The following is a 15,252-nucleotide window of genomic DNA, read 5'->3' on the forward strand; positions in this document are numbered from 1 at the left end:
ACCGGACGAACAGCGGGAAGTCCGGGTACCACGGGCCGCTTCCCCGCTAGGCTGACGCGCTTTGCCCGGCTGTCCACGAGCCCACGGAGATCCTCACCCCCGCCAAGCCGGACTCGACCATACCGGCAGTAGTTGAAACCACAAGCCTCGATCTGGGAACACTCGGCGCGGCCCCGCCAATAGCGGTGATCCTCCCCACAGACCGCAATTTCCGTGCCCACAGCGGACGAATCCACCGGGGAAAGCACGTGGTCCACCGAATTACTCGCCGGTACGCACCAGTTCGTAAGCCTCACGCAGATCACGTCCCGTGTACGCATATGTGGCCAGGTCACTGACATGGTGATCCGCATTCACCGCCACCGACTCCGTTACCACCGCGAAGAGTTCGGCGTCCGACATGGAGTCGCCGTACGCCACGCAGTCGCCCCGGGTCAGCCCGTACCGCGCACAGAGGTCGTCCGTGATCCGCACCTTCGCCGACGACGAGAGGATGCCGGACGGTTCCAGCGGTTTGCGGAGCGGCACCGCGGGCCATCGGGAGCCGTGCGCGGTGTCGACACCCCACGCCAGCAGCCGTTCGACGAAGAATCCCGGCGAGAGAGAAATCACGGCACATCTCTCGCCGCGCGCCCGGATGTCGACCCACACGTCCCGGATGCCGTCCATCCACGGCGCGCCCTCGAAGGCCGCCTGCACCTGATCGTCGGTCAGGTCGGCGGCGGCCCAGAGCACGCAGGCCCGCTGCGCGAAGCCGGCCGGGGTCAGCTCTCCGGCCGCGAAGGCCCGTTCCAACTCGGCGATCTCCCGGTCCAGCCCCAGCTGCCGGGAGATCTCGACGGCGGCCGCGGAGCCATGGAGCAGGGTTCCGTCCATGTCGAACAGATGCAGCTTGCTCATGAGCGGAGCCTAGGGCCTGTCCCCTGGGCCCGGTGGGGCGGGCGGGAAACAAGTGGGCGGCGGTTCTCCGCGGCCCGTACTCGCCGCCGCGTACGCGCGGATACTCCCGTCGTCAGATGCCCGGCCGGGCGCCGCCCGCCACTGTGGAGGCATGCAGCTCAGCCGGCCCGTCCGCCGGGCCCTCCTCGTCGTCCACGTCGCCGTGTCCGTCAGCTGGCTGGGGCTCACCACCGGACTCCTCACCCTCGGCCTCGCCGGCTTCACGGCCGGCTCCGCGGAGACCGCCGTGGCCGCCTACCGGGCGATGGGGGTCCTCACGGACTTCCTGGTGCTCCCGGTGGCGGCGGCCTCACTGGCCAGCGGTGTCGCGCTCTCCCTCGGTACCCACTGGGGACTGGCCCGGTACCGCTGGGTCCTCACCAAGTTCTGGTCGACGCTGCTGGCCGTCGGGCTGACGCTGCTCGCGCTCCGTCCCGGCATCGCCGGCCTCGCCGCGGCGGCCGCCACCGGCCGTCCGGCGCCCGATCCCGGCGTCCTGGTCGCACCGGCGGTCGCCTCCGCGCTCTACCTCTTCCTCACCGCGGTCTCCGTCCTCAAGCCGTGGGGACGCACCCGACGCGGCGGCCGACCGCGCGGGGCACGGTCGGCCGGGAACCGGGAGCGGGCGGGCGCCCCGTCCTGAGCGGCCCTGGTGGCGGGCCGCTGCGGTGCGGCCCACCGGGTCGGGCGACCGGAACCCTCAGCTCCGCGCCGCCGGAACGGTCTCGTCGACGGTCACGGCCGGGCCGCCCCCGGCCACCACCCGTCCACCGCCCCGCTGCCGGCGCTCCAGGGAGGAGGCCAGCACCGCCACGCCCAGCGCCGCGACGGCCATCAGCGCGCCCACCCAGTTGGTCGCGGTCAGGCCCAGCCCGGCCGAGATCACCAGGCCACCGAGCCACGCGGCCAGCGCGTTGCCGAAGTTGAAGGCCGCGATGTTGCCGGCCGAGGCCAGGGTGGGGGCGGCGGCCGCGTGGTCGAGCACCCGCTTCTGGAGCGGCGGCACGGTCGCGAAGCCGAAGAAACCGATCAGCCCGACGGTGACGAGCGCAGCGATCTTGTAGTGCGCGGTGTAGGTGAACCCGGCCAGCACCACCGCCAGCCCGGTCAGGGACGCGTACAGCATCGGCATCATGGCGCGGTCGGTGAACCGGCCGGAGACGAGGTTGCCCCCGACCATCCCGAGGCCGAAGACCGCGATCAGCCAGATCACGGAGGACGGTGCGAAGCCGGTGACCTCGGTCATCATCGAGGCGAGGTAGGTGATGGCCGCGAAGACCCCGCCGAAACCGAGCACGGTCATCAGCATCGCCAGGCCGACCTGCGGGTTGCGGAAGACCGCCAGCTCGCTGCCGATCCGGGCGGCCGCCCTGACCCCCTGCGCCGGGACCAGCTTGACGATGCCCAGCAGCCCCAGCACCCCGAACGCGGCGATCGCGTAGAAGGTGGTGCGCCAGCCGAACTGCTGGCTGAGCAGGGTGCCGGCGGGCACGCCCACGACGTTGGCCACGGTCAGGCCGCTGAACATCAGCGAGATCGCGGCGGCCCGCTTCTCGGGGGCGACGAGGTCGGCGGCCACCAGCGAGCCGATGCCGAAGAACGCGCCGTGCGTGAACGCCGCGACGACCCGGCCGGCGAGCACCAGCCCGAAGGTGGGCGCGAGACCGGTGAGCAGGTTGCCCACGACGAACAGGCCCATCAGCAGCATCAGCATCTGCTTCCGGGTGAAGCGGGTGCCGAGCACGGTCATCAGGGGCGCGCCGACCACCACCCCGAGGGCGTAGACGGTGGTCGCGTAGCCGGCGAGCGGGATGGAGACGCCGAAGTCGGCCGCCATGTCGGGCAGCAGGCCCATGACCGCGAACTCGGTCGTGCCGATCCCGAAGGCGCCGATGGCGAGCGCCAGGAGAGCGAGAGGCATGACGGATCCTTCCAATTGATTGCACCCATCTCAAACCAGCGTTCACAATAATTGCAGACGACTTTACTTGCAAGCGCCTGATATTTCAGATGTGCCATATCCTGGTCCCACGACGGATGAGGAGGTCTGCGATGGCGCAGCGGACACGGGAGACGGCCACGACGACGCAGGGCACGGCCTCCGGGGGCCTCGCCCAGGGCTGGTGCGCGCTCTCCGCCCTGCACGGCCGCATCGAGTCGCACATCGAGCGGGCCCTCCAGGCCCGGCACGGCCTCAGCGTCCGGGAGTTCTCGGTCCTCAACGTCCTCAGCGAGCAGCACGACGGACCGGGCGGCCACCTGCGGATGCACCAGGTCGCCGACTCGGTCGTGCTCAGCCAGAGCGCCACCACCCGACTGGTCACCCGGCTGGAGGAGCGCGGGCTGCTCTCCCGCTACCTGTGCCCCGACGACCGGCGCGGCATCTACACCAACGTCACGCCCGACGGGCTGCGCCTCCTCGAAGAGGCCCGCCCCACCCACGACACCGCCCTGCGCGAGTCCCTCCAGGACGCCGCGCAGCGCCCCGAGCTGGCGCCTCTGGTGACGGCGGTCGAGACGCTGGGCGCCTCCGCGTAACGGGGCAGAACACTCCAAACCCGCCAGGATGTCGGGCAGCACCCGCCGACACCCTGGGCCGGCCCGGAGCCGCGGCATAGGGTCACGTTCATGAGCGATCTTGAGATACGACGCGCCACCGAAGCCGACCTGCCGGCCATCGTCGCGATGCTCGCCGACGACCCCCTGGGCGCCAGCCGCGAGTCCCCCGACGACCTCGCGCCCTACCGCACCGCGTTCGCCACGCTGGACGCCGACCCGAAACAGCACCTGGTCGTCGCCGAGCGGGACGGTCGCGTGATCGGCACGCTCCAGCTCACCGTGATCCCCGGCCTCTCCCGGCGCGGCGCCACCCGCACGATCATCGAAGCGGTACGGATCCACGCCGACGAGCGCGGCTCCGGCCTGGGCACCGAGCTCGTCGAGTGGGCGGTCGCGGAGTCCCGCCGCCTCGGCTGCCAGCTCGTCCAGCTCACCTCCGACGCCACCCGCCTCGACGCGCACCGCTTCTACGAGCGCCTCGGCTTCGAGGCGTCCCACCTGGGCTTCAAGCGCCAGCTCTGACCGGCCGGAAGGCGGTCAGCCGCGGTCCGGGGGAGCGGTACGACGCGCCCGCGCCCGGTGGGCCTTCTGCCGACAGGCCCCGCCGCAGTACCGCGCGGGCCGCCCGGTGCGCGCCGCCACGAGCGGCGCACCACACACCGGACACCGGGTTTCGTGACGAATCGGCGCGGCGACCGGCAGTTCCGTTACGGACCGGTCGGCGCGCAGCCCGTCGAGCATCAGCGCCGTCATCCGGCCCATCGGCGCCGCGCCGGGCGCTGGGTCCCGCCCCGCCGGGCCCCGCCCGACCGACCGCCGGCGCTCCATCGCCAGACACCCGGCCAGCAGCGTGCGGACGTCGTCCAGATCGACGTCCGCACGTACCGCGCCCGCCTGTTGGGCCCTGGACAGCAGCACGCCGAGGGCCACCAGGAACTCCAGATCCGGACCCGCCGGCCCCTCGTCCGCCGGTGCCGGGCCGCCCTCTCCGGCCGCCTCCAGCACCTCGCACAGCGCCCGGTTCGGGGCGGCCAGCCGCACCACCGACGCCAGGAAGCGGAAGAACACCCCGCCGGGGTCGTCCGCGTCGACCAAGTCCCCCGCGGCATCGGCGAACAGCCACATCCGGTCCCTGACCGCTTCCCTGAACAGGGCTTCCTTGGAGGGGAAGTGGCGGTAGACGGTCCCCGCACCGACCCCGGCACGTCGGGCGATCTCGTCGAGCGGGACCGCCAACCCCCGTTCCTCGAAGGCGGATCGGGCCGCCTGGAGCACCAGCGCACGATTCCGCCGCGCATCCGCGCGAGCGACCACCGGTCGGCCGTCCGCACTCCGCACGCCTCCTGAAACCACCCTGCTCCTCCGCATTCCACACCCGGAGGGACAACCGGGCTGAGCGTTCCGATTCTACGAGGGCGTTAAAACATGCGTGCGGATCGGCACGCGGAGGAAGGACGACCGGGCCGGGACCGGGCTTGGGGCGAGGGAAGAGGAGGCAGCTGCCGCGACGCGGAGACGAGGTGAAGGCTGCGGAGTCGGCGGAGGCAGCGGAGGCAGCGGCGCGGGATGACGAGACGGAGACGACGAGACCGGAGACGACGAGCTGGTGGCCGAGAGCTGGGCTGGGGGCCTGGAGCTGGGCGCGGAGCACGGGGCGCGGAGCACGAGCGGTGGGCACGGGCACGGGCACGGGCAGCAAAAAGGGTGTGGTCTGTTTCACGTGAAACAGACCACACCCGGGGCCCTCCTGTCGAGGGCGCGTCCGACGGCCGAGAAGACGCCCGACGAGTCAGCAGTCAGCAGTCAGTACGGCTCAGGCCGCGGCGATGACCTCGTCCCATGCCACGCCGGCCGCGCCGGCCGCCGCGTCCTCGTCGACCTCCAGCCCCAGCGCCCGCAGGCCGGCCGCCAGCGCCGCCAACGAGGCAAGCACCACCGCGCGGTCCGCGGCCTGCCCGTAGTGGTTCACCCGGATCATCTCCGCCGCCAGGGCACCGGCGGCGGCCTGCACCGGAACCGCGCCGTCGGCGGCGACCGCGGCGGCGACCACCTCACGGGCGTCCACCCCTGCCGGCGTGCGGAGCGTGGTGGCGGCCGGCGCCGCGTGCTCGTCCCGGATCACATAGGGCACCGGCCCGCCGAGCACCGCGACACCCGCCCGGACGGCCGCGGCAGCGGCCCGGTGACGGGCGATGACACGGTCCAGCCCTTCCGCCTCGATCCGGTCCACGGCCTGCTCCAGCGCCAGCATCTCCAGCTGCGCCGGGGCGTGCGGAAGGGCGGTGCGCCCGGCGTCGATCCAGCGCTCCTTCCAGTCCAGCAGCGAGAGGTACGAACGGCGCGGCGCCTGCTCATTGGCCGCGATGCGCTCCCAGGCGCGGGCGCTGACCGACACCGCGGAGACCCCGGCCGGCCCGGCCAGCGCCTTCTGACCACCGATCACACACAGATCCACTCCCCACTCGTCGGTGAGCAGCGGCTCGGCACCCACCGAGGCGACCGCGTCGAGCATCAGCAGGGCCCCGTGCTCACGCACCACCGCACCGATCTCGGCGACGGGGTTGGTGTTGCCGGTCGCCGCCTCGGCGTGCACCAGGCTCACGAAGTCGATCTCGGGGCGCTCCCGCAGGGCGTCCGCCACCTGCTCGGCGGTGACCGCGCCGGTGAAGGGCGCGCTGAGGGTGACCACCTCGGCGCCACAGGAGCGCAGCCAGCCGCCGAAGGTCTCGCCGTAGGGGCCGGTGATGATGTTGAGGGCGGTGCTGCCGGGCCGCACGGCCGAGCGGATGCACGCCTCCAGGGGCAGCAGCGCCTCGCCCTGTGTCGCGACGACATCGCAGCGGGTGCGCATCAGCGCCGCGACCTTGTCCTCGATCCGCGCGAAACGGGCGGCGTCGAGCGGAGGCAGATCGAGCAGGACCGGGGCGTCGACATTCGCAGTCACGGCAGTCACAGTGGCCTTCCAGCGGTAGCGAGCCGCGCACTGCGGCGGCTCCTGACATCTCGCTCGACTGTACGTCCGCCCGGAGAGTGCCCGCCGTACGGGCCCGGGCCGCAGCCCGGGACCCTCGGCTCACCCGCGGCGCGGAACCGGCCGCCCGGCCCCGCACCCGCTCCGCACTCCTCGCCGGGTCAGACGCCCCGCCAGCCTTCGGGGTCCACGCCACCCGGCACCGGCCCGGCGGGCTCGTAGGGTCCACGCGTGAAGACGAAGGTCCCCAGGTCGAGGTGGGTGACCGTACCGTCCGGTGCCCGCACCGCCCGCAGCGTCTCGCCCGCGTAGTAGCCGTCCAGTCCGGTCCAGGCGCCGTCGGCCTCGGCGCGGAAGCGCGAGGTGCGCCCCACACCGGAGAGCGTGACCAACTCCAGTCCGTGGGAACCCGTCAGCCGCAGCGCGAACGGGTTCGCGCCCCAGTACCAGGGCCCGGTCAGGGCCAGCAGGTCCTCGTCCACCGCGCCCGGCAGCGGGCGCCACGGCTCCGGGATCCGCGGTTCGTGGTGCGCGACGATCTTCAGGAGGTCGGCCGCCACCGTGCCGATCGGGATGCCCGAGGTGCAGTTCGCCAGCGCGAGCGCCGCGGTGTCCTCTTCCGGATCGACCCACAGCACCGCCAGGAACCCCGGCATCGACCCGGTGTGCCCGGCCAACCGGCGCCCGCTCCGCCGGACGAGCTGGGTACCCAGGCCGTAGCCCGCGTCCCAGTCGTCGCCCTCCGGCGGCACCGCGGGGGTCCGCATCTCGGCCAGGCTCGCCGCGCTCAGCACCCGCTCGTCGCCCCGCAACAGGAACGCCGCCCACCGGCACAGGTCCTCGGCCGTCGACCACAACTGCCCGGCCGGGCCCATCAGCCCGGTGTCGTGCGCCGGCTCCGGCAGCATCACATCGGCCCAGGGGTGGACCGCCCAGCCGCCCGCATGCGGCATCTCCGGCCGGAGCGTCGTACGGGCCATCCCCAGCGGCTCCAGCACCTCACGGCGCAGCACCTCGCCCCACGGCGTCCCGTCCCGCAGCCGCTCGACCAGCGCCCCGAGCACGGCGTAGCCGGGGTTGGAGTAGTGGTGCCGCCGCCCCGCCGGATGCAGCCGCGGCCGCTCGCCGAACAGATCGGCGGGCTCGGGCCGCAGTTCTCCGGCGGTCCGCTCCCACCACGGACCACGGGATTCGGCCGCCAATCCCGCGCTGTGCGACAGGAGTTGGGCGATCGTTGCCTCGGGCACCGGGACGTCCTTCAGATGGGTCCCGATGGTGTCGTCCAGCCGCAACAGTCCCTCGTCCCCCAGCCGGAGCACGAGCACAGCCACGAAGTTCTTGGTCAGCGAGCCGATCCGGTACTGCACATCGCCGTGCGGCACCTCACCGTCCACCGCACTCCGGGCACCCGTCCAGACCACCTGGCCGCCACGGACCACCGCACCCATCATCGACGGCGCCCGCCCCTCGGCCTGCGCGATCGCCAGCCGTCGCAGCAACGCCCGCCGCGTCTGCGGCATCAACTCCGCATACGCCTCGGCCGAATCGACGATGGCACCGCCGCGCGGGACCACCTCACGCGCCTCTCCCTCACGCGACTCGGGCTCCTGCGACTGCGCGGATTCCACCACCGTCATGACGCTCCTCAACAAGACTTCTCACCCAGCAGGACCGGCTCAGCGGGCCCGCGCCGGCGGCGAGCTACTACCCACCGCGCCGCCATCCTGCCCTGACCGCCGCCCCCGGCACCTCTCCGTTTCACGTGAAACAGCCACGCGTCACCGGGCCGCCGTTTCACGTGAAACATCGGCACGCCGCGGCCCCGCCGTTTCACGTGAAACCTCCACGCGTCATCGCACGGCGAAGGCCCCCATCGCCTCCTCCAGCAGGCTCTGTTCGTCCGCGGGAAGCCAGCGCGCCGCGTGCACCATGTGCAGCGCACTCCGCAGACGTACCCGGTCCTCGTCCGTCCCCAGATATCCCAGATACGCCGGGAGCGTCAGCCCCAGCGCCTTCAGGTCGCCTCGCTCGCACCACCGCAAGAACAGCTCCCGGACCGGCCGCTCGACGCCCTCCGCGACGCCCCCTCGCGCACCGGCCTCCTCGTCCCCTTCGGCAGCCACCGCGTCCGCGGTGTCCCGCAGTCCCTCCGCGATCGCGAAGCGGTTCCAGTCGCCGTACTGCCCCTCGGGCGCATCGGCCGCCCGCTCCGCCGCCCGCACGAAGTACCAGTGGGCCACGGCGAGTCGACCGAGTTCCCGATGCGCGTTCCCCATGTTCACGTACAGCGACGGATAGAAGTCCCGTACCCGCGCGTCGCCGACCCGGTCGGCACGGTCCAGGCACTCCTGGTTCCAGCGCAGCGTCTCCGCGGGCGAGCCCTGATGCCGCGCGAGATAGTGCGCGGCGATGCATGCCTCGTAGTCGTCGCGGGCACCGTCCCACGCCTGTTGGAAGAGAGCCCGCGCCACCTCCGCCCGCCCCTCCGCCTCGGCCTGCATGCCCGCCACACACAGCCGCACCACCGGCAGTTCCGGATCCATCCGCCCACTTCCTCCCTCGACCCCGGGTCGCACCCGCCGTCCCGGGCCCGTACCGTCTCCGTTTCCGCACCGTCCCGCTCCGACCGCCGCCCCTCGGCCGCCCTCCCTCAACGGCCCCGCACCGGCATCACCATCGCTGTGAAACTCCCCTGGTCCGCGGACCGGACGACGACGGGTTGGTCCTCCGACGCGATCTCCAGCAACACATCGGGCCCCACCCCGGCCTCCAGCACCGGCACCAGGACCGCCGGGTCGAAGGAGATCCGCAGCCCGGACCCGGTACGGACCGCGGGCAGCCGGACCGCGTCGGACTCCCCACCCGACACCTCCAGCGCCCCGTGCGTGGCGCCCTCCGCATCCGGCACCATGACCGCCCCGAACGCCAGCGACACCACCGCCCCACCCCGGTCCGCCACCGCGTCCCGCAGTCCTGCCCGGTCCACGATCACCCGGTGCCGCGCATCGGCCAGCCCCGTCAACATCAGCCGGTAGTCCGGGAACTCCCCCGGCTCGCCCACTCCGGCGGCCCCCGTGCCCGGGGCCCCCGGCTCCCAGGGCTCCGCCCCGCTCCACAGCCGCACCCGCGCGATACCGGAAGCGTCCACCACGGCCGGGCACTCCACCTCGACCGCCCGCTGCCGCACCGCCCACTCCGCCATCCGGCGCGCGGCATCCACCGCGATCAGCACCCGCCACGGTCCGCCCTCGAAGACCTCCGGCCGCAGCCCGCGCACCGCCAGCCGATAGCGGTCGGTGGCCACCAACCGCACCTCTCCCTCGGCGAGTTCGAGCAGAACGGACCCCAACACCGGGAACTCCTCCGCCGCCGTGCCGACCGCCGCCGCGGGCGCCACCTGCCGCACCGCGCTGGCGAGTTCCGGCCCGTCCACCCGAGCCCGCGCCGCGCCGCCGCGAGACGCCGGCTCCCCGGGCGTCCCGCTCAGAAAGCCCTCCACCACGGCCCGCGCCTCGTCTGCCGCCCGGCGGGTCCGCTCCAGGTGGGCCCGCAGCACGTTCCGGGCCGCGTCCTCGGGACCGTCGAGCACGGTCTCGACGTCCACCAACGGCAGCCCCGCCGCCCGCAGTTGCCGCAGCCGTGCCGCCCGCGCCATCTGCCGGGCCGCATAGCGCCGGTACCCCGTGGCGGCGTCCACCCGGTCCGGCCGCAGCACCCCGCAGTCGTCGTAGAAGCGCAGCGCGCTCGGCGTCAGCCCCACCCGCCGGGCGAACGCGCCGATGCCCAGGAGTTCCCCGTCGTCGTCCATGGCGGCGATTCTGGGGCTTCGACCAACCTGAAGGTCAAACCGGCCGCGGTCTGCGGCCGGCCGCGTCCCGGCGCGCCGTCCTGGCCCGCCCCGGCCGCGCCAGCAGCCGGTCGAGCGCCGCCTGGTCCGTCCCTCTCGCCTCCGCGTCAGAGCGTCTTGATCGTGCCACCGTCGATGACGTAGTCCGCGCCCGTGATGTTCCCGGCCACGTCGGAGAGCAGGAAGGTGATCAGCGCCGCCACCTCCCGCGGTTCGGTGATCCGCCCGCTGGTGATCCCGAACGCCTCCGGGAGCTGCCGGAGGAACGCCGCGTGTTCCGCGCCGACGTTCGCCGCCACCTTGCCGCCGAAGCTCTCCGGGTCCTCCCAGATGGCCGTCCGCACGACGCCCGGCGAGACGGTGTTGACGCGCACGCCCTGCGGCCCGAACTCCTCGGCCAGCGACTTCCCGACCGCGGCCAGGGCCGCCTTGGCCGCGCTGTAGGCGACCGGACCGGCGGCGGGCAGCCGGGAGTTGATGGAGGAGACGTTGACGATCGCACCACGGCGCTCGATCAGGCTGGGCAGCGCGGCGCGGGCGGCGCGGACCGCGCTCAGCAGATTGAGGTCGAAGACGGCACCCCACTGGGCGTCGTCGGTGTCCATGAATCCGACGGGCTCCACGGCGTCCCCGGCGCCGACGTTGTTCACCAGCAGGTCGATCCCGCCCAGCTCCGCGAAGGCGCTGTCCATCAGGGTCGCGACGCCGTCGGCGGTGCTCAGGTCGGCGGAGACCGCGAAGGCGCCGCTCTCCTTGAGCTCCGGGGTGAGGGTGCGGGCCGCTCCGACGACCCGCACCCCCTCGTCGATCAGCGCCCGGACGGTGGCCAGTCCGATGCCGCGGCTGGCACCGGTGACGACGGCGGTCTTGTCGGTGAGGTTGAGCTGCATGACACTCCGATCCTGACATCAATTCTTGAACTGTAGGTACAAAATTTGGGCAGCGCGGGACCCGCGGAAACCCGGAGGTCCCAACGGGTCAGAGGGAGTCGATGGTCGCTTCGATCACCCTGGAGAGCCGGTCCGGCCCCTCGGCGACCCGGGCCAGCAGCCGGAGGCCGACGGCGGTCGCCAACAACTGGCTCCCGATCGCCCGGGCGTCGCGGTCGGACGCGACCTCACCCGCCCGTTGCCCCTCCTCGATCAGCGCACGGAACGCACCCTCGGTCCGGTCGAACATCCGGCGGACCAGCTCGGTCGCGGCCTCGTCGGTCATCGCGCGCTCCGCCGCGGTGTTGACGGCCAGACAGCCACGTCGGTCCGGATCACCGAGGTCCAGCTCCACGAGAAGGCGCAACGCGTCGCGCAGCCGGTCCTTCACCGGCCCGGACCGCTCCAGCAGGTCGATCAGGGCCTGCGCCTGGCCGTCCCGGTAGCGCACCAACGCCCGCTCGAACAGCGCGTGTTTGCTGCCGAACGCGTTGTAGAGACTGCCCTTGCCGATACCGAGCGCGTCGACGAGGTCCTGCGGCGTCGTGGCGGCGTACCCCTTGCGCCAGAACACCTGCATGGCCTGCTCGACGGCGGCGTCCGGATCGAACTGCTTCGGCCTTCCCATGTGCAGCACAGTAGCACCATTCTTGACCCCGAGGTCAAAAATAGATCAGGCCCGTACTCCCCACGAGGAGCTCCCCGCTCGGCTCAGGTCTGCGCCATGTCCACGAAGCGCGAGTAGTGGCCCTGGAACGCCACGGTGATCGTCGCCGTGGGGCCGTTACGGTGCTTCGCCACGATCAGGTCGGCCTCACCGGCCCGCGGCGACTCCTTCTCGTAGGCGTCCTCGCGGTGCAACAGGATGACCATGTCGGCGTCCTGCTCGATGGAACCGGATTCACGCAGGTCGGAGACCATCGGCTTCTTGTCCGTACGCTGCTCGGGACCACGGTTCAGCTGCGAGAGCGCGATCACCGGAAGCTCCAGCTCCTTGGCGAGCAGCTTGAGGTTACGGGACATGTCCGAGACCTCCTGCTGACGGCTCTCGGCGCGCTTGGAGCCGCCGGACTGCATCAGCTGGAGGTAGTCGATGACGACCAGCTTCAGCTCGTTCCGCTGCTTCAGCCGCCGGCACTTGGCGCGGATCTCCATCATCGAGAGGTTCGGCGAATCGTCGATGTAGAGCGGGGCCGCCGAGACGTCCGGCATGCGGCGCGCCAGCCGCGTCCAGTCGTCGTCGGTCATGCTGCCGGAACGCATGTGGTGCAGCGCCACCCGCGCCTCCGCGGACAGCAGACGCATCGCGATCTCGTTGCGCCCCATTTCGAGCGAGAAGATCACGCTCGGCAGGTTGTTCTTGATCGAGCAGGCCCGCGCGAAGTCCAGCGCGAGCGTCGACTTACCCATGGCCGGACGGGCCGCGATCACGATCATCTGGCCCGGATGCAGACCATTGGTCAGCGCGTCGAGATCGGTGAACCCGGTCGGCACGCCCGTCATCTGGCCCTGCCGCGAGCCGATCGCCTCGATCTCGTCGAGCGCGCCCTCCATGATGTCGCCGAGCGGCAGATAGTCCTCGCTGGTCCGCTGCTCGGTGACGGCGTAGATCTCCGCCTGGGCCTTGTTGACGATCTCGTCGACGTCGCCGTCGGCGGCGTATCCCATCTGCGTGATCCGGGTGCCGGCCTCGACGAGGCGGCGGAGCACGGCCCGCTCGTGGACGATCTCGGCGTAGTACTCGGCGTTGGCGGCCGTCGGTACGGACTGAACAAGGGTGTGCAGATACGAGGCGCCGCCGACCCGGGCGATCTCACCGCGCTTGGTGAGCTCGGCCGCGATGGTGATCGGGTCGGCCGGCTCGCCCTTGGCGTAGAGGTCGAGGATCGCCTGGAAGACCAGCTCGTGGGCGGGACGGTAGAAGTCCTCGCCCTTGAGGACCTCGACGACGTCCGCGATGGCGTCCTTGGACAGCAGCATGCCGCCGAGCACGGACTGCTCGGCGTCGAGATCCTGCGGCGGGACCCGCTCGAAGCCACCGGCCCAGGAACCACCGCCGTCGTCGTCGCGGTCCGGGCGGTCGCCCCCCCGGCTCCGGCCCTTTCCATCGCCCCGACGGGAGCGGGCGGCCGGCAGCAGGTCGCTGGGACCGGAGTCCGCCCAGGGGTCGTCCATGGGCTCGGGAATACTCACCCCGGCTCCTCCTCCCGTCCGCGACGCGGACCTTGCTGTGCGGTTCTTTCTACGGCACAGCCCTGACATTCGAGACGCCCGACTCCGGTTACGGCGCGTCGAGTTCGGACAGGTCTCATGGCCGGAACGGGGCGGCGGGCGCCGGTCCACGGTAGGCCCGCGCGCACCGTCCGCCAATCTGGTTATCCACAGGCCATGTGGATGACTGGCCCATAGCTGTGGAGAAGTCCCCGGATCCTGTGCACGGCCTGGGGGAAACCTCTGTGGACAAGCACACAATCACGCCATCCACACCCCTCTGACCTGCACTTTTCTCATCCATAGGCTGTGGGGGAGAAAAACTTCGGCAACCTGTTCATGATCGCCGCGAACGCCACACGGAAGACACCCCCACGCAGCGCAAAGTAAGGATCACAACACAGTTGCATCTATTACCTGTGGACGATTAGATTGCCCCTCATGACACAGGCCCCCGCGACACCACGGCGCGCTCTCCGCCGCCATGACCGCGAGATCGTCGCGCTGGCTCTGCCCGCCTTCGGCTCCCTCGTCGCGGAGCCGCTCTTCGTCATGGTCGACAGCGCCGTCATCGGCCACCTCGGCACCCGCCAGCTCGCCGGTCTCGGCGTCGCCGCCGCCCTCCTCACAACCGCCGTCTCCGTCTTCGTCTTCCTCGCCTACGCCACCACCGCGGCGGTCGCCCGCCGGGTCGGCGCCGGTGACCTCCCCGCGGCGATACGCCAGGGCATGGACGGCATCTGGCTCGCCCTGCTGCTCGGCGCAGCCGTCATCGTCGTCGTCCTGCCCACCGCCCCCTGGCTCGTCGACGTCTTCGGCGCCTCCCCGGCCGCCGCCCCGTACGCCGCGACCTACCTGCGGATCAGCGCGCTCGGCATCCCCGCGATGCTGGTCGTCCTCGCCGCCACCGGAGTGCTCCGCGGCCTCCAGGACACCAGAACCCCGCTGTACGTCGCGATCGGCGGCTTCACCGCCAACGCCGCCCTCAACGCCGGACTGGTCTACCTCGCCGGACTCGGCATCGCCGGCTCCGCCTGGGGCACCGTCATCGCCCAGTGCGGCATGGCTGCCGTCTACCTCACCGTGGTGATCCGCGGCGCCCGTCGCCACGGCGCCTCGCTCCGCCCGGACGCCGCCGGGATCTGCGCCTGCGCCCAGGCCGGCGTCCCCCTGCTGATCCGTACGCTCTCGCTGCGTGCGGTGCTGATGATCGCCACCGCGGTCGCCGCCCGGCTCGGCGACGCCGAGGTCGCCGCCCACCAGATCGTCCTGTCCCTGTGGCAGCTCCTGTCCTTCGCCCTGGACGCCATCGCCATCGCCGGCCAGGCCATCATCGGGCGCTACCTCGGCGCCGGGGACCGGGGCGGCGCCCGCGCAGCCTGTCGCCGGATGGTCCAGTGGGGCATCGTCTCCGGCATCGTCCTCGGCGCGCTGGTGGTGCTCGCCCGGCCACTGTTCATCCCCCTCTTCACCACCGATCCCGATGTCCGGCACCCGCTGCTCCTCACACTTCTGGTCGTCGCGGTCACCCAGCCGGTCGCCGGCATCGTCTTCATCCTCGACGGGGTCCTCATGGGCGCGGGGGACGGGCCGTACCTCGCCGGGGCCATGGTGGTGACCCTGGCCGTGTTCGCCCCCGCGGCCCTCGCCGTACCGGCGCTGGGCGGCGGTCTGGTCGCGCTGTGGTGGGCCATGGCCCTGATGATGACCGTGCGGATGCTGACGCTTTGGCTGCGCGCTCGCTCCGGACGGTGGATTGTGACCGGAGCCTCCCGCTGAAGCACCTACCGAACCCG

At 72.1% G+C, this 15,252-nt stretch carries 14 protein-coding genes; 4 read left to right on the forward strand and 10 right to left on the reverse strand.

All coding sequences use genetic code 11. The annotated features are described in order from the left end of the window. Positions 1–261 precede the first annotated feature (261 nt). The gene (locus SNOUR_RS20105; RefSeq protein WP_067349130.1) at positions 262–900 is read right to left on the reverse strand and encodes an HAD family hydrolase; all 639 of its coding nucleotides are present in this window, start codon (positions 898–900) and stop codon (positions 262–264) included. Positions 901–1,051: 151 nt separating this feature from the next. On the opposite strand from SNOUR_RS20105, the gene SNOUR_RS20110 reads away from it, so the two are divergent. Further along, positions 1,052–1,582, forward strand: coding sequence for a DUF2269 domain-containing protein (locus tag SNOUR_RS20110; protein ID WP_067349133.1), 531 nt, complete (start codon positions 1,052–1,054; stop codon positions 1,580–1,582). Between the two features lie 57 nt (positions 1,583–1,639). Here the strand turns inward: SNOUR_RS20110 and SNOUR_RS20115 are convergent, their stop codons facing one another. Next, positions 1,640–2,860, reverse strand: coding sequence for an MFS transporter (locus SNOUR_RS20115; RefSeq protein ID WP_067349136.1), 1,221 nt, complete (start codon positions 2,858–2,860; stop codon positions 1,640–1,642). 131 nt (positions 2,861–2,991) lie between these two features. On the opposite strand from SNOUR_RS20115, the gene SNOUR_RS20120 reads away from it, so the two are divergent. Both SNOUR_RS20120 and SNOUR_RS20125 read left to right on the forward strand, forming a co-directional pair. Further along, positions 2,992–3,477 (forward strand): MarR family winged helix-turn-helix transcriptional regulator, encoded by a 486-nt coding sequence (locus tag SNOUR_RS20120; protein ID WP_067349139.1) that lies wholly within the window; start codon positions 2,992–2,994, stop codon positions 3,475–3,477. Positions 3,478–3,567: 90 nt separating this feature from the next. Continuing rightward, a complete protein-coding gene (locus tag SNOUR_RS20125; RefSeq protein ID WP_067349142.1) occupies positions 3,568–4,020 on the forward strand; it encodes a GNAT family N-acetyltransferase in 453 nt (150 codons plus the stop codon). A gap of 15 nt (positions 4,021–4,035) precedes the next feature. Here SNOUR_RS20125 and SNOUR_RS20130 read toward each other — a convergent pair whose 3' ends face one another. The 8 genes from SNOUR_RS20130 to dnaB all read right to left on the reverse strand — a co-directional run bounded on the left by SNOUR_RS20130 (position 4,036) and on the right by dnaB (position 13,438). Beyond that, the gene (locus SNOUR_RS20130) at positions 4,036–4,836 is read right to left on the reverse strand and encodes a TetR/AcrR family transcriptional regulator (RefSeq protein WP_312632882.1); all 801 of its coding nucleotides are present in this window, start codon (positions 4,834–4,836) and stop codon (positions 4,036–4,038) included. Between the two features lie 475 nt (positions 4,837–5,311). After that, positions 5,312–6,451: a pyridoxal-phosphate-dependent aminotransferase family protein gene (locus tag SNOUR_RS20135; protein ID WP_067349147.1), complete on the reverse strand. Its 1,140-nt coding sequence runs from the start codon at positions 6,449–6,451 to the stop codon at positions 5,312–5,314. A gap of 179 nt (positions 6,452–6,630) precedes the next feature. After that, positions 6,631–7,989, reverse strand: a complete 1,359-nt coding sequence (locus tag SNOUR_RS20140; protein WP_067358547.1) for a serine hydrolase domain-containing protein — start codon at positions 7,987–7,989, stop codon at positions 6,631–6,633. 330 nt (positions 7,990–8,319) lie between these two features. Then, positions 8,320–9,012, reverse strand: coding sequence for a hypothetical protein (locus SNOUR_RS20145; RefSeq protein ID WP_067349149.1), 693 nt, complete (start codon positions 9,010–9,012; stop codon positions 8,320–8,322). Between the two features lie 107 nt (positions 9,013–9,119). Next, complete coding sequence (locus SNOUR_RS20150; RefSeq protein ID WP_067349151.1) at positions 9,120–10,277, reverse strand: MerR family transcriptional regulator; 1,158 nt, start codon at positions 10,275–10,277, stop codon at positions 9,120–9,122. Positions 10,278–10,423: 146 nt separating this feature from the next. Continuing rightward, positions 10,424–11,206 carry an oxidoreductase gene (locus SNOUR_RS20155; RefSeq protein WP_067349154.1) on the reverse strand — a complete coding sequence of 261 codons (783 nt, stop codon included), beginning with the start codon at positions 11,204–11,206 and terminating at the stop codon, positions 10,424–10,426. An 88-nt stretch (positions 11,207–11,294) separates the two neighbouring features. After that, on the reverse strand, positions 11,295–11,873 hold the full coding sequence (locus tag SNOUR_RS20160; RefSeq protein WP_067358549.1) for a TetR/AcrR family transcriptional regulator: 579 nt from the start codon (positions 11,871–11,873) through the stop codon (positions 11,295–11,297). 83 nt (positions 11,874–11,956) lie between these two features. After that, positions 11,957–13,438: a replicative DNA helicase gene (dnaB, locus tag SNOUR_RS20165; protein ID WP_079142794.1), complete on the reverse strand. Its 1,482-nt coding sequence runs from the start codon at positions 13,436–13,438 to the stop codon at positions 11,957–11,959. Positions 13,439–13,897: 459 nt separating this feature from the next. Between dnaB and SNOUR_RS20170 the strand changes: the two genes are divergently transcribed. Next, positions 13,898–15,235 carry an MATE family efflux transporter gene (locus tag SNOUR_RS20170; RefSeq protein WP_067349159.1) on the forward strand — a complete coding sequence of 446 codons (1,338 nt, stop codon included), beginning with the start codon at positions 13,898–13,900 and terminating at the stop codon, positions 15,233–15,235. Positions 15,236–15,252: the final 17 nt, after the last annotated feature.

The organism is Streptomyces noursei ATCC 11455 (assembly GCF_001704275.1).
Lineage (GTDB): Bacteria > Actinomycetota > Actinomycetes > Streptomycetales > Streptomycetaceae > Streptomyces > Streptomyces noursei.